The 12,875-nt window shown below is 67.0% G+C and carries 15 protein-coding genes and 3 tRNA genes; 4 read left to right on the top strand and 14 right to left on the bottom strand.

Features of this window, described 5'->3' with window-relative positions; all coding sequences use genetic code 11:
* Positions 1-23: 23 nt before the first annotated feature.
* Entirely contained in the window at positions 24-317 is a 294-nt protein-coding gene (locus QWG60_RS09845) for a co-chaperone GroES (RefSeq protein ID WP_035595572.1), read from the bottom strand.
* A 204-nt stretch (positions 318-521) separates the two neighbouring features.
* Complete coding sequence (locus QWG60_RS09840; protein WP_046078020.1) at positions 522-1,040, bottom strand: FxsA family protein; 519 nt, start codon at positions 1,038-1,040, stop codon at positions 522-524.
* A gap of 180 nt (positions 1,041-1,220) precedes the next feature.
* On the opposite strand from QWG60_RS09840, the gene QWG60_RS09835 reads away from it, so the two are divergent.
* Entirely contained in the window at positions 1,221-1,982 is a 762-nt protein-coding gene (locus QWG60_RS09835) for an SDR family NAD(P)-dependent oxidoreductase (protein WP_146909999.1), read from the top strand.
* A 209-nt stretch (positions 1,983-2,191) separates the two neighbouring features.
* On the opposite strand, the gene QWG60_RS09830 is transcribed toward QWG60_RS09835, so the two are convergent.
* Complete coding sequence (locus QWG60_RS09830; RefSeq protein WP_046078022.1) at positions 2,192-2,470, bottom strand: ComEA family DNA-binding protein; 279 nt, start codon at positions 2,468-2,470, stop codon at positions 2,192-2,194.
* A 220-nt stretch (positions 2,471-2,690) separates the two neighbouring features.
* Between QWG60_RS09830 and pyrF the strand changes: the two genes are divergently transcribed.
* The gene (gene pyrF, locus QWG60_RS09825) at positions 2,691-3,392 is read left to right on the top strand and encodes an orotidine-5'-phosphate decarboxylase (RefSeq protein ID WP_046078023.1); all 702 of its coding nucleotides are present in this window, start codon (positions 2,691-2,693) and stop codon (positions 3,390-3,392) included.
* A gap of 7 nt (positions 3,393-3,399) precedes the next feature.
* Here the strand turns inward: pyrF and lapB are convergent, their stop codons facing one another.
* Genes lapB through QWG60_RS09810 form a run of 3 tightly spaced genes read right to left on the bottom strand, consistent with a single transcriptional unit; the run spans position 3,400 to position 5,268 of the window.
* Positions 3,400-4,584 carry a lipopolysaccharide assembly protein LapB gene (lapB, locus tag QWG60_RS09820; protein WP_046078024.1) on the bottom strand — a complete coding sequence of 395 codons (1,185 nt, stop codon included), beginning with the start codon at positions 4,582-4,584 and terminating at the stop codon, positions 3,400-3,402.
* A gap of 2 nt (positions 4,585-4,586) precedes the next feature.
* Positions 4,587-4,892 (bottom strand): lipopolysaccharide assembly protein LapA domain-containing protein, encoded by a 306-nt coding sequence (locus QWG60_RS09815; RefSeq protein ID WP_035595562.1) that lies wholly within the window; start codon positions 4,890-4,892, stop codon positions 4,587-4,589.
* A gap of 55 nt (positions 4,893-4,947) precedes the next feature.
* Positions 4,948-5,268, bottom strand: coding sequence for an integration host factor subunit beta (locus tag QWG60_RS09810; protein ID WP_258393819.1), 321 nt, complete (start codon positions 5,266-5,268; stop codon positions 4,948-4,950).
* A 224-nt stretch (positions 5,269-5,492) separates the two neighbouring features.
* Here QWG60_RS09810 and QWG60_RS09805 point away from each other — a divergent pair, with 224 nt between their 5' ends.
* The gene (locus QWG60_RS09805; protein ID WP_035595558.1) at positions 5,493-5,786 is read left to right on the top strand and encodes an FAD assembly factor SdhE; all 294 of its coding nucleotides are present in this window, start codon (positions 5,493-5,495) and stop codon (positions 5,784-5,786) included.
* A 7-nt stretch (positions 5,787-5,793) separates the two neighbouring features.
* A complete protein-coding gene (locus tag QWG60_RS09800; RefSeq protein ID WP_052719258.1) occupies positions 5,794-6,144 on the top strand; it encodes a hypothetical protein in 351 nt (116 codons plus the stop codon).
* Positions 6,145-6,270: 126 nt separating this feature from the next.
* Here the strand turns inward: QWG60_RS09800 and nadB are convergent, their stop codons facing one another.
* The 8 genes from nadB to uvrY form a co-directional block, all read right to left on the bottom strand.
* On the bottom strand, positions 6,271-7,857 hold the full coding sequence (gene nadB, locus QWG60_RS09795; protein ID WP_146909997.1) for an L-aspartate oxidase: 1,587 nt from the start codon (positions 7,855-7,857) through the stop codon (positions 6,271-6,273).
* 24 nt (positions 7,858-7,881) lie between these two features.
* Positions 7,882-9,009, bottom strand: a complete 1,128-nt coding sequence (locus QWG60_RS09790) for an FUSC family protein (RefSeq protein WP_046078026.1) — start codon at positions 9,007-9,009, stop codon at positions 7,882-7,884.
* Between the two features lie 50 nt (positions 9,010-9,059).
* Positions 9,060-9,146: transfer RNA gene (locus tag QWG60_RS09785), tRNA-Leu, on the bottom strand.
* 31 nt (positions 9,147-9,177) lie between these two features.
* Positions 9,178-9,251 (bottom strand) — tRNA-Cys (locus QWG60_RS09780).
* A 94-nt stretch (positions 9,252-9,345) separates the two neighbouring features.
* Positions 9,346-9,420 (bottom strand) — tRNA-Gly (locus QWG60_RS09775).
* Positions 9,421-9,482: 62 nt separating this feature from the next.
* Complete coding sequence (gene pgsA / locus QWG60_RS09770) at positions 9,483-10,031, bottom strand: CDP-diacylglycerol--glycerol-3-phosphate 3-phosphatidyltransferase (RefSeq protein ID WP_035595551.1); 549 nt, start codon at positions 10,029-10,031, stop codon at positions 9,483-9,485.
* Between the two features lie 265 nt (positions 10,032-10,296).
* Positions 10,297-12,111 (bottom strand): excinuclease ABC subunit UvrC, encoded by a 1,815-nt coding sequence (gene uvrC, locus QWG60_RS09765; protein ID WP_146909995.1) that lies wholly within the window; start codon positions 12,109-12,111, stop codon positions 10,297-10,299.
* 83 nt (positions 12,112-12,194) lie between these two features.
* On the bottom strand, positions 12,195-12,842 hold the full coding sequence (gene uvrY, locus QWG60_RS09760) for a UvrY/SirA/GacA family response regulator transcription factor (protein ID WP_035595545.1): 648 nt from the start codon (positions 12,840-12,842) through the stop codon (positions 12,195-12,197).
* Between the last annotated feature and the right edge of the window lie 33 nt (positions 12,843-12,875).

Below are 12,875 nucleotides of genomic sequence, written 5' to 3'. Positions count from 1 at the left end.
TTCGAGCGGGTGGCGGTCTAGGCTCAGCCTTCGACGACGGCCAGGATGTCGGACTCGCTCATGATCAGCACTTCTTCACCGTCGATCTTCTGCTTCTCGACGCCGAAGCCATCCTTGAAGATCACGGTGTCGCCGACCTTGACGTCGAGCGGGCGAACGTCGCCGCTGTCCAGGATCCGGCCGTTACCGACGGCGAGGACTTCGCCACGCGTCGGCTTTTCCTGGGCGCTGCCCGGGAGCACGATGCCGCCAGCGGTTTTCTGTTCTTCTTCGACGCGACGGATGACGACGCGATCGTGCAAGGGACGGATGTTCATTGCTCACGTTCTCCTGATGGTTTGCTGTGCCGGAGCGTCGCTGCCCCGGCGTTTTCATCATCAACCCGCAGGTCTCGCTGCGGGGTGAAGGCGCCTGCCTTCCGTGGGGATGATTCCGGCGGGCCGGAATCGAAACTCGTTGCTGTCGGATAGGTGGGGCTGGCCAGTGGGCTTTCAAGCCCCCGTCCGAAAATTTTTTGCCGTTCAGCCGCGCCGCTCGTCGTGGGCGATGAAGTCGCCTTCCAGCGGCTCGCCGTCAGCATCACGAGAGGAGGTGCGCTGGCCTGGCTCGTGCGATTCGCCGGCCTGCTGCCAGTCGGCGTCGCGCCCCTGGCGGGCCTGATAGGCACCGGCCTGCATGTGGACGCCCTGGAAGCGCATGCCTGCCCGGCCCAGCAGTCGGCCGAGCAGGCGACGCGCGTCCGGAATCAGGCACATGAAACCCAGGGCATCGGACAGGAAGCCCGGGGCCATCAGCAGGGCGCCACCGAAGATCAGGGCGGCGCCGGTCAGCAGCTCGCCGGAGGGCAGCTCGCCACGGTTCATGCGCTCCTGGGCGCGGGCGAAGGTGGCGACGCCTTCCCGACGGATCAGGTGCAGGCCCAGGAAGCCGGTGCCCAGCACCAGGGCCAGGGTGGTCAGCAGCCCGATGTGGCTGCCGACCGTGAACAGCAGGACGAAGTCGAGCAGGGCGAAGACGGTAAAGAAAGCGAGAAAGGGCATGATGACTCCGCGTTGACGAATGCCGGTTTAATGGGGGCGTCGTGGTGGGAAATCAAGCCTCGTGCGAAGGGCGGAGTGTTGCATCGCAACATTCGGGATAAGCTAAGCACGACGGATGTCGGTGCCGGCCTTTCTGCGCTCCGGCAGCGACGCACGATCATCAGCGTGGGGAGATTCGACATGACACTGCAGGATCGCATCATCGCCATCACCGGTGGCGCCCGAGGCCTGGGGCTGGCGATGGCCGAGCGCCTCGGCCGGGAGGGCGCGACCGTGGCGCTGCTCGACCGAGACGGCGACAGCCTGGATGCCGCCGTGAGTCGGCTGGCGGAGGCCAATATCATGGCGCGGGGCTTTGTCGTCGACGTGGCCGACGAGGCCTCCGTGGCGGAGGCCTTCACGGCCGTCGGCGAATCTCTGGGGCCTCTCGATGGGCTGGTCAACAACGCCGGCATCGTGCGCGACGGCCTGCTGGTCAAGGCACGTGACGGCGAGGTGTCGACGCGTCTGTCGCTGTCCGACTGGCAGCGGGTGATCGACGTCAACCTGACCGGCGTCTTCCTGTGCGGGCGTGAGGCCGCCACCCGCATGATCGAGGCCGGTCGCCAGGGCGTGATCGTCAATATCTCCAGCGTGGTGCGCGGTGGCAATGTCGGCCAGAGCAACTACGCGGCGGCCAAGGCCGGGGTGGCCTCGCTGACGGTGACCTGGGCTCAGGAGCTGTCCCGGTACGGCATTCGGGTGGGGGCGGTGGCGCCGGGCTTCATCGAGACCGAAATGACGGCCGAGCTGCGCGAGGACATCCGCGATCGTATCGCGTCGCAGATCCCGTTGCTCCACATGGGCCAGCCCGGTGATATCGCCGAGAGCGTGGCCTTCATCTTCGCCAACGACTATTTCACCGGGCGGGTGCTGGAGTGTGACGGCGGGCTCAGGATCTAGGTTCTGTACGAAAACTGTCTGCGCTCGCCCTTACGGCGTTAAAAATCGGCTAAAAGTCCTCATTTACACCACGTAAACTCCGTCTTTTCACCGATTTTTGCCTTTTCTGGCCATCGCTCGCCGACTTTTCGCACGAAACCTAGGCGCGGTCGGCAAGGTGCCATCCTGCATCGGGGCGCCGGTGCAGCCTGGGTCCGCCGTCGATGCGGTCAGAAGGTGACTTGATCGGAGAGGCCCTGTACGGTCATCTCACCGATACCGCTGACCCGGGAAAGGTCGTCGGCGCTCTCGAAGGGGCCGTTGGCCTCGCGGTCTTCGACGATGGCGGCGGCCCGAGTCTCGCCGATGCCCGGCAGCTCGGCGAGCAGGGTGACATCGGCGGTGTTGACGTCGATCGGCGCCATGTCCTGTGCGATGGCCGGTGATACCAGGCCGAGCATCAGCGTCAGGCCCAGGGCGGCGATACCGGTGGTGTAGCGTGTTTTCATGGCAGGGACCTCTCTCGATGGGGGGGCGGGCGAACGGGTGAGCCCGGGTGCCGTGGCGGCACCTGTCTCAAGCTAGTGGCATCGGAGGCACTCGGGTGCGAGCCATCGCCTCGGTGTTTTGTCGTCGATGGACGACGCCTGCGAGTCGTGATCTCCCCATGCGATTGGGGCGTTGGCTGATATACTGCGCAGGTTCAATCAGCTACCAGGAGCCCTGCCCGTGCCCACCGCGTCTCCCCTGATCATCGCCCTCGATTACGCCTCTCTGGACGCCGCCCTGTGCATGGCCGACCGGCTCGATCCGGCCCGTTGCCGGGTCAAGGTGGGCAAGGAGCTGTTCACGCGAAGCGGCCCCGACGTGCTCGAGGCCCTGCATGGGCGCGGCTTCGAGGTGTTCCTGGACCTCAAGTTCCACGATATTCCCAATACCGTGGCCGGTGCCGTGCAGGCCGCCGCCGAACAGGGTGTGTGGATGGTCAACGTGCACGCCGGTGGCGGCGGGCGGATGATGGAGGCGGCCAAGCAGCGTCTGGTCCAGCATGACCTGTCCACTCACCTGATCGCGGTGACGGTGCTGACCAGCATGGCGGCCGAGGACCTGGCGGAGGTGGGGGTGACGGCCACGCCCGCGGAGCAGGTCGAGCGGTTGGCGACCCTGGCGCGCGATAGCGGCATGGACGGGGTGGTGTGTTCGGCCCAGGAAGCCGGGCGGCTGCGCACCCTGTGCGGCGACGACTTCCTCAAGGTGACGCCGGGCATTCGTCCGGCCACGGCGGACGCCGGCGATCAGCGGCGCGTGATGACGCCGACAACGGCCATGGCGGCGGGCAGTACCCATCTGGTGGTGGGGCGTCCGGTCACCCAGGCAGGGGATCCCATGGCGGCGCTGGCCGCCATCGAGGCGGAGCTGGCGACGGGCTGAGGGTTGGCTATTCGCCCTCGATCCCGGTGATCGGTTTGGTGGTGCCCCAGCTGCGACAGCGGGGGCACTGCCACAGCAGCGGTTCGCCGCTGAAGCCGCAGCGCTGGCAGCGATGGCGGGGGCGGGCCTGGAGCAGCGTGTGGGTGTGGCGCTGCAGCAGTTCGATGCGCGGGTTGCCCGTGCCACCTTCCTGCTGGTGGTAGAGCCGAATCAGGTAGTCGACGGCGCCGAGGCTCGGCGAGCGCTCCAGCTCTCGGGTCAGCAGCGCCTGGGCGGCCTCCGTATCACCATGCTGGCGGCGCAGGGTCTCGGCCAGCATGATGATCACGCTGGTATAGGGCGCGGTCTCGAGCAGCGACTCGAGGTGACGAATCAGTCCCTCTTCATCGTCGAGCAGCCGATAGGCGCGTCCCAGCGGTTCTAGCAGGGTCGGAATGAAGTGCTTGTCCTGGTCGGGAATTCGCTGCAGCAGCCGGATCGCCTGGCGGTACTGGCCTGTCTCCAGTGCCATGTCGGCCAGCATCAGATTGGCGCGAACGCACTGGCGATCGGTGGAAAGCGCCTGCTTGAGATGGCGACGCGCCAACACCGGGCTCGCCGACTGGCGCTCCTGGTCGGCGATCTCGCACAGCCAGTGGGCGGCGGCGCGCCGCACGTCGTTGCTTTCCTTGATCAGCGCCGGCTGGGCCACGTCCAGTGCCTGCTGGTACTCGCCTTCCCGTTCCAGCAGGTCGACCAGCAGTTGCCTGGCGGCATGGCGATGCTCGCCGTTATGGCTGTCCTTGATCAGCGAGTAGAGCAGTCGCTCGGCGCGGTCCAGCAGGCCGAGTTGCAGGAAGTCGCGTGACAGCTCCAGCTGAACGCGGTCGCCCTGTTGGGCGCTGAGCGTCGGACGTGCCAGCAGGTTCTGGTGGACCTTGACCGCCCGGTCGGCCTCGCCGCGGGTGCGGAACAGGTTGCCCAGGGCGATGTGCGTCTCGATGGTATCGCTGTTGACCTCCAGGGCGCCGATGAAGGTCTCGATGGCGCGGTCCTGCTGGTCGTTGAGCAGATAGTTGAGGCCCACGAAGTAATCGCGGGCCAGCGTCGGCGACTGAGGCGCGGGGGCGGTGTTCCGGCGTTCGCGGCGGCCGAGCCACCAGCCGATGGCGACCGCTGCCAACAACAGGGCCAGCAGCAGAACATCGGTCATGCTCAGGGCAGTTCCTTCATCTCCTGGACGCGCAGCTGGTCCAGCTCCTTGCGCTGCTGCTGATTGTGGCGCTGGGCCCGGGTCAGCAGGGTGCGCAGGCGCAGGTAGACGCCACCCATGGCGAGCATGCCAAGCAGTACACCGACGACCAGGCTGGCCAGCAGCCACACCGAGAGCGACGCCGCCGGCAGCTCGAACCAGATCAGGTTGAGGGGCAGGGCTTGCTGGTTGTTGACGGCGAAAAGAATGCCGACCAGCAGTACCACCAGCAGGATGACGGCCAGGATCAGGCCTTTGAGCCAACGCATGTGTGAATTCCCGTGTCGTGTGAAAGAGAGTGGGAAGGGCGGTCGGGCGCGCCCGTCAGTAACCGAGGGCGCGACTGGCGTCCACCTGCTCGCGCAGCTCCTTGCCGGGCTTGAAGTGCGGTACGAACTTGCCGTCGAGATCGACGGGCTCGCCGGTCTTGGGGTTGCGGCCGACGCGCGGTTCGCGATAGTGCAGCGAGAAGCTGCCGAAGCCGCGGATCTCGACCCGCCCGCCGTCCGCGAGGGTGTCGGTGATGTCATCCAGGATCAGCCGCACGGCGGCCTCGACGTCCTTGACGGACAGCTCGGGCTGTCGCATGGCAATCTGTTCGATCAGTTCGGACTTGGTCATCGGCTCTCTCCGTGCTGTCCTGATCCGGCCGTGGGGCACAGGGCGATCGTTCCTCAAAGCATACTGCGCAACTTTTGATAAAACAACGCACTAGCCTTCACACGCAAGTTGCGTGCCGCTGCCGGACCCGCGCTCGACGCTGCTCGGCCAGTCGCCTTGGCCGCGGGCACGGTGGATCGGGGCGGGCTGCCGGGGGTGGACGGCTCGGGTATACTGTCGACACATTCATCGGATCAACGAGGCCGATCTTGAACGACGATTCGTCCGCGGCAGCCGCCCTTCGCAAGCGCCTCTACTGGCATTCCCGTCGTGGCATGTGGGAACTCGACCTGCTGCTGATTCCCTTCCTGGAGCAACGCTACGATACCCTCGACGAGCGCGACCAGGCCGCCTATCGCACCCTGATCGACGAGGAGGATCAGGATCTCTTCGCCTGGTTGATGCGCCGTGAGTGGCCCGAGGAGCCCGAGCGTCGCCGCATCGTCAAGATGATCGTCGAGCATGCCGAGAGCACCGATAACGATCACTATCGCAACCTCTAGGCTGTCGTTGCTCGCCCAGGGCCTGATGGCCCTGGGCGTGGTGGGGTGGCTGGGAACGTTCGTGACCTGGTGGGCGGCCCTGCCAGCGGCGGCGCTGATGGCTGCCGTGCTGATCGATGTCGCCCGGCAGCGGCTGCGGGGTGCGCTGCGCCTGCAGCCGCGAGAGGGTGCGGCGCCACTGCTGGCCTGGCGTCCTGCGGGGAGTGAGGTCTGGCAGCAAGTGCCGCTGCGGTGCGACTACCTGGGACCCTGGCTGATCGGGCTGCGCCTGCCCGGCAGGCGCCTCTGGCTCTGGCCCGATAGCGGCAACGCCGAATCGCTGCGTCGGCTGCGCAAGGCGCTGCTCTCTCTTCCTTGATGCCGGCTTCTCTTTTCCGCCTTCCCCGATGCCGGACGATGAAGTGTCGCTCCGGGCGCCTCTTCCATGGTGGCTGCCCGTGTTGTTCCGCTCTTTTATACGAGCGCCTCGGGGCGGCCGCATCCCTCAGTGGTTGGCGGATGTCAGGTCGCTGAGGTGGAGGCGTGATGGCTGTGGTGCGGGATCGCCATGCAGCGGGCAGTCGGGGTTGAAGTGCAGGCCGCGGGATTCGCGGCGCGTCCGGGCGCTGGCCACGGTGAGTCGTGCCAGGCGCAGGGCATGCCATAGCCGGGCGAGGGGAACGCTGGGACGCGCCTCGGCGATGCACGGCGCCAGGCGCTCGGCGAGCTCGGCGAGGCGTTCCTCGGCCGCCGCGAGCCCGGCATCATGGCGCACGATGGCCACGCTCTCGCTCATGATCGTGCGCACCTCGGTCAGCAACGCCTGGCATTCTGCATCCGGCACTGGCGTGGTGCCGGGCTGCCAGGACGTCAGCGGGGCATCGCCGGGCGTGCTGGCATCACGCAGGCGACGCGCGCAGCTGCGGGCAAAGGCCAGGCACTCCAGCAATGAGTTGCTGGCCATGCGATTGGCGCCGTGCAGCCCGGTGCCGGCCACCTCCCCCACGGCATGGAGGCGGGGCACCGTGGTGACGCCCTCGAGATCGGTGCTCACGCCGCCGCAGCTGTAGTGGGCGGCCGGAACCACCGGGATCGGCTCCCGGGCGATGTCGATGCCGCGTGAGGCGCAGTAAGCGTGGATGGTGGGGAAGTGGTGGCGAATGGCATCTTCCCCCAGATGGCGCACGTCGAGCCAGACATGGTCGCGGCCGCTGCGCTGCATTTCGGCGTCGATGGCGCGGGCGACCACGTCGCGCGGGGCCAGTTCGGCGCGAGGGTCGACCTCTGGCATGAAGCGGCGTCCGTCGGCGTCGAGCAGGAGGCCGCCCTCGCCGCGTACCGCTTCGCTGATCAGAAAAGGTGGGCCGTCCGGGTCGAACAGGCAGGTGGGGTGGAACTGCTGGAATTCCAGGTTCATCAGCTCGGCACCAAGCTCGGCCGCCATCAGCATGCCTTCGCCGCAGGCCGGGTCGGGGCTGGTGGTGTGGCGGAACAGGCCACTGGCACCGCCGGTGGCGAGTACGGTGTCCGCCGCCATCAGTTCCACCAGACCGCCGTTTTCGTCGAGGCAGCGGGCGCCCCGGCAGTGACCGGCGACGTCAGCGATCAGGCCGATGGCGGTCAGGTCGGTGCGCAGGCGGATGGCCGGGTGGCGTTCAACGTGCTGTCGCAGGGTCTCCACCACGGCGCGCCCGGTGGCATCGTCGGCGTGGATGATTCGGCGTGCCCCGTGACCGCCTTCCCGGGTCAGGTGATACGGGTAGCGGGCCTCGGGGTCGGGATCCGGCGTGAAGGGGACGCCCAGCGACAGCAGCCACTCGATGGCGGCCGGCCCCTGCTCCACGGTGAAGCGCACCGCGGCCTCGTCGCACAGGCCGTCGCCGGCCACCAGGGTGTCGGCGACGTGCGCCTCGACATCGTCGTCCGGCGACAGCACGGCGGCGATGCCGCCCTGGGCCCAGCGGCTGGCGCCCAGGGCCTCGCGGGACGGTTGCAGCAGCGTCACGGGGCGGTGTTCGGCGATCTCCAGGGCCAGGACCAGGCCGGCGATACCGCCGCCGATGATCAGGGTCTCGTGGGGGCTGTCGGGCATCGGACGGTTCCTTTCATGGCGGCGTTACTGCGGTGCCTGGCCGGTGTCGTCCGGCTCGAGCAGACCGTGGCGCGACGCGCCCTTGCGCAGACGGCGGCTGGGCAGGCGCTCCAGGCTGCCCAACCGTTCGACCAGTTCGCCGGTCAGACGGGCCAGCTCGCGATTGAGCCACAGGTAGCCGCTGGGGCTGAACAGGCGGCGGCCGTCTTCGGCGTAGGCATCGCCCGCGAGCTCGGCATGGCGCTGCAGGTCGAAGGGGGCGAGTTCGACGTCGATGGGGTGGCCGGTGCGTACCTGGAACGCCAGGGTGCCGATGGCGCGGGCCAGGGTGTGCTGCTGGCCGCGAAGGCCGTGCATGGCATCGATGCGCTCGTGGCCGGCGCGGGTGTTCCAGTGGGTTTCGAGCAGCAGCTCGATGGTCGAGAACATGCGGCGCTGGAGGGAGATGAGCTCGTCCAGCTCGACGCGGGTCAGCCGGTTCTCGCGATGAATGGCATCCACCAGCCCGCGCTGCTTGACCAACAGCTTGCTGCAGCCCTTGAGCAGCTCGTGGGTGTCGAGGTCGGGCGGCGCGCTGGCCGACGTATGAGCATGATAGAGCCGGGCCATGTGATCCAGGTGATCGGCGAGGGCGAAGCGCAGCAGGTCGGTAGCCTTGTGGGGCAGCACCAGCACGGTGACGCCGATGCCGATCAGCGTGCCCAGCAGCACGTTGAAACTGCGCCACAGGGCAGCTTCCAGTTCGGGGGTGCTGCCGCCGATGACCAGCAGCAGGCTGATGGCGAACATCAGGCCGCCGTAGCCGAAACGCTTGCTGAAGGTGTACCAGGTGACCGCGGCGATGCCGGCCAGGGCGCCGAGATGCAGCACCGGGGGCCAGAAGGGGGTGATGACGATCAGCAGCAGCCCCCAGAGGGCGCCCAGCAGCGATCCGAGCAGGCGCTGGCGCCCCTTGTCGAGCACGCCGCCGATGTGGGGCAGGTTGCCCATCACCATCACGGTGCTGACCAGCGCCCAGCCGCGATGCGGGAGATCGAAGGGTTCGGTGATGGCATAGGCGACGGTCAGAGCCAGCGCCACGCGCAGCACGTGCAGAATGCGACGATGCTGATTCGTGAAGTAGGGGTCGCGTAGCGGGCGTACCAGCTTCATGGGGAAAGGAGTACCGTCGACAGGTCAGCCCATGGCGGGTCGGGAAGTCATGGTGCCCGGAGCCGGGCTCGAACCGGCACGGTGTTGCCACCGAGGGATTTTAAGTCCCTTGCGTCTACCAATTTCGCCATCCGGGCGGGGGGTTCGAGCGCACAGCTATAGGAATGATGGAGGCTGGAGTCGGAATCGAACCGGCGTACACGGAGTTGCAGTCCGCTGCATAACCACTCTGCCATCCAGCCTCAAGGATCGTGCCACCCGTGGGGGATGGAGCGAAGACGATGGCCCGTCTTGCGCATTGATCCGTTCGAGTCAGTTCTCTTCTGTCGAAGAGAGTGGAGCGGGAAACGAGATTCGAACTCGCGACCCTCGCCTTGGCAAGGCGATGCTCTACCACTGAGCTATTCCCGCCTGACTCGAGGACGAATTATACGGATAAGTCGGTGACTGTCAAACGCTTTTCTCGGCTGTCGTTACATCGAGTCGCTGAGGTGCGGCCAGGCGGCCCGCAGGTACTGGATCATCGACCACAGGGTCAGCAGGGCCGCGGCATAGAGGGTCACGACACCGAGCGTGGCGATGGAAGTGCCCGGGGCGAAGCCCAGCAGCAGCAGCAGGGCGATCATCTGCAGGGTGGTCTTCAGCTTGCCGATCGAGGAGACGGCCACCGTGCCGCGCTTGCCCATCTCGGCCATCCACTCGCGCAGCGCCGAGATCACGATCTCGCGACCGATGATCACCAGTGCCGGCAGGGTCAGCCAGCTGGCGTCGTAGCGTTCTATCAGCAGCGCCAGGGCCACGGCGACCATCAGCTTGTCGGCGACCGGGTCGAGGAAGGCGCCGAAGGGCGTCGACTGGTTCCAGCGCCGAGCCAGGTAGCCGTCCAGCCAGTCGGTGATCGAGGCCAGGCCGAACAGGGCGCCGGTGGCCAGCATGCTCCATGAGAAGGGCAGATAGAACAGTACGACCAGCAGCGGGATGAAGACGATTCTGGCCAGGGTCAGGAGGTTGGGGATGTTCATCGAAGCTGCGGTCCTTGCCTGAGGGGGAACACGGGATATCGGGTCATTCTATCCCGCTCGGCGACGCTCATCCATGTAGGCACGCCGAATCAAGCCGGACGTTAGGGGGAGAACGGCTGATGCCGGGTATCGGTGGCGGGTCTTCGTGATCCCGCCCTGCGGTGTTTATCCATGCAGGGCCCGATGGATGGTGTCGGCGGCCAGGATGGAGAGCGGCTGATGCCGGGTATCGGTGGCGGGTCTTCGTGCTCTCGCCCGGCGGCATTCATCCATGCAGGGCGCGATGGATGGTGTCGGCGAGGGTGGCGCTGATGCCTGGGACCCGGGCGAGTTCGTCACGGTTGGCCTGGCGGACGCCCTGCAGGCCGCCGAAGAAACGCAGCAGTTCGCGACGGCGGCGTGGGCCGACGCCGGGAATGTCTTCCAGGGTCGAGGTCCGCCTCGCCTTGTCGCGCCGGGTGCGGTGGCCGGTGATGGCGAAGCGGTGCGATTCGTCGCGGATATGCTGCAGTAGATGCAGGGCCGGGGAGGTGGCATCGAGGTCGAGGGTGCGGTCGACGGTCTCCAGGTAGAGGATCTCCAGTCCCGCCTTGCGGGTGCTGCCCTTGGCGACGCCCAGCAGCATCACGCCGGTCACCCCGAGCTCGGCGAACACCTCGCGGGCCATGTTGAGCTGGCCCTTGCCGCCGTCGACGACAAGAATGTCCGGTCGTGAACCTTCGCCTTGGGCGAGGCGCTTGAAACGGCGGGTCAGGGCCTGGCGCATGGCGGCGTAGTCGTCGCCGGGCTCGATGCCCTCGATGTTGAAACGGCGATAGTCGGACTTGCGCGGGCCGTCGGCATCGAACACCACACAGGAGGCCACGGTGGCCTCGCCCTGGCTGTGGCTGATATCGAAGCATTCCAGGCGTTCCGGTGCCTGCTCGAGCCCGAGTGCCTCGCGCAGCGCCTCGAAGCGCTTCGCGAGCTGGGTCTGGTTGGCCAGCTGGCCGGCCAGCTGCTGTTCGGCGTTGGTGCGGGCCAGCTCCTGCCACTGGGCGCGGTGGCTGCGCACCTGATCGGTGACGCGAATCCGCTTGCCGGCATGCTCGCTCAGTGCCTGTGCCAGCAGCTCGGCATCGGGCAGCGCATGGCTGGTGATCACCTCGCCGGGAATCTCGCGGGCCTGGCCGAGGTAGAACTGGCTGACGAACTCGCCAAGCAGGGCTTCCGGGCCCAGGTCCAGGCCGTTGGTCGGCTGATGATGGCGGGCGCCCAGCAGTCGCCCCTGCCGGATGGCGAGCACCGATATGCACAGTGCCCCCGGGCGGGAGGCCAGGGCGAAGACGTCCGCGTCGCCGCTGCCGGTGTCGACGAACTGGCGTTGCTGCAGCTGGCGCAGCTGCTGGATCTGGTCGCGCAGTCGGGCGGCCTCCTCGAACTCGAGGGCCTGGCTGGCCGCTTCCATGTCGCGAGTCAGCTCCCGGGTCACGGCCTCGCTCTTGCCTTCCAGGCACTGAATGGCGTGCTCCAGGTCGCGCCGATAGTCCGCCTCCGAGATGTAATCCACGCAGGGGGCCGTGCAGCGATCGATCTGATACTGCAGGCAGGGCCGGGTGCGATGGGCGAAGACGCTGTCCTCGCAGTTGCGGATGCGGAAGATCTTCTGCATCAGCGACAGGCTCTCGCGCACCGCGGTGCTGCTGGGATAGGGGCCCAGGTAGCGGCCGTCGTCATGGCGGGTGCGTGCCCGCTTGTACTCCAGCGCCGGGAAAGGATGGCGGTCGGTAACGAAGACGAAGGGATAGGACTTGTCGTCGCGCAGCAGGATGTTATAGGGCGGGCGCTGCTCCTTGATCAGCGTCTGCTCGAGCAGCAGCGCCTCGGTCTCGCTGTTGGTGACCGTGACCTGGATGTCGGCGATGCGTGCCACCAGCGCCTGGGTCTTGGCGTTAAGCGCGCCGCGGAAGTAGCTGGCCAGGCGTGGCTTGAGGCGGCGGGCCTTGCCGACGTAGAGCGTCTCGCCGCTCTCGTCGAGCATGCGGTAGACGCCGGGGGCTTCGGTGACGGTGGCGAGGAAGTGGCGCGAATCGAAACTCATCGGGCGGCGGTCTGGCGTGGATGGAGGCTCATCCTATCAGACGCGCCGCCGGGGCGGGGATTACGGGGAGTCTCCCGGTCGAGTCATTCCGCCTCGCTGAAGCCGTCGACCAGGCCGTGACGCAGCCCGAGGTGGGTCAGCTCGACGTCGGAATGCACGTCGAGCTTCTCGAAGATGCGGTAGCGGTAGGTGTTGACGGTCTTGGGGCTCAGGAACATGCGGTCAGCGATATCGGCCACCTTCTGGCAGTTGACGATCATCATCGCCACCTGCAGTTCGCGCTGGGACAGCTGGTCGAAGGGGTTGTCGCTGGCGTCGATGCGCGACAGGACCAGGCGCTGGGCGATCTCCGGGCTGACGTAGCGCTGCCCGGCGAAGACGCTGCGCACCGCGGTCACCATCTCGTCGTGCTGCGAGCCCTTGCTGATAAAGCCATGGGCACCGGCATCGAGCAGGCGCTGGGCGAAGGTGTCCTCGATGAAGGCGGTCAGCACCAGGATACGGATGTCCTGGGTAAAACGATGGATCTTGCGCGTGGCTTCCAGACCGCCGATGCCCGGCATGCGGATATCCATCAGCACGATATCGGGCTTGAGTTCGCGGGCCAGGCGAATGGCATCTTCGCCATCTGCGGCCTCGCCCACGATGGTGATGTCCTGCTCGGCACCGAGCAGGTGGGCGATACTGGTCCTTACCAGGTGGTGGTCGTCGGCAACGAGAACCCTGATCAAGGCAGGTGCTCCTAAGATGATGTTAAGTGTGTC

The organism is Halomonas halophila (assembly GCF_030406665.1).
Lineage (GTDB): Bacteria > Pseudomonadota > Gammaproteobacteria > Pseudomonadales > Halomonadaceae > Halomonas > Halomonas halophila.
The sequence above is the reverse complement of the archived record's forward strand: the minus strand, read 5'-3'. Positions and strand labels throughout refer to the sequence as shown.

Coding starts and splice junctions, on each gene's coding strand:
- QWG60_RS09835 (WP_146909999.1), top strand. CDS start 1,221: ATGACACTGCAGGATCGCATCATCGCCATCACCGGTGGCGCCCGAGGC.
- QWG60_RS09845 (WP_035595572.1), bottom strand. CDS start 317: ATGAACATCCGTCCCTTGCACGATCGCGTCGTCATCCGTCGCGTCGAA.
- QWG60_RS09790 (WP_046078026.1), bottom strand. CDS start 9,009: ATGAAGCTGGTACGCCCGCTACGCGACCCCTACTTCACGAATCAGCAT.
- nadB (WP_146909997.1), bottom strand. CDS start 7,857: ATGCCCGACAGCCCCCACGAGACCCTGATCATCGGCGGCGGTATCGCC.
- QWG60_RS09830 (WP_046078022.1), bottom strand. CDS start 2,470: ATGAAAACACGCTACACCACCGGTATCGCCGCCCTGGGCCTGACGCTG.
- pgsA (WP_035595551.1), bottom strand. CDS start 10,031: ATGAACATCCCCAACCTCCTGACCCTGGCCAGAATCGTCTTCATCCCG.
- QWG60_RS09815 (WP_035595562.1), bottom strand. CDS start 4,892: ATGCGTTGGCTCAAAGGCCTGATCCTGGCCGTCATCCTGCTGGTGGTA.
- lapB (WP_046078024.1), bottom strand. CDS start 4,584: ATGACCGATGTTCTGCTGCTGGCCCTGTTGTTGGCAGCGGTCGCCATC.
- QWG60_RS09840 (WP_046078020.1), bottom strand. CDS start 1,040: ATGCCCTTTCTCGCTTTCTTTACCGTCTTCGCCCTGCTCGACTTCGTC.
- uvrC (WP_146909995.1), bottom strand. CDS start 12,111: ATGAGTTTCGATTCGCGCCACTTCCTCGCCACCGTCACCGAAGCCCCC.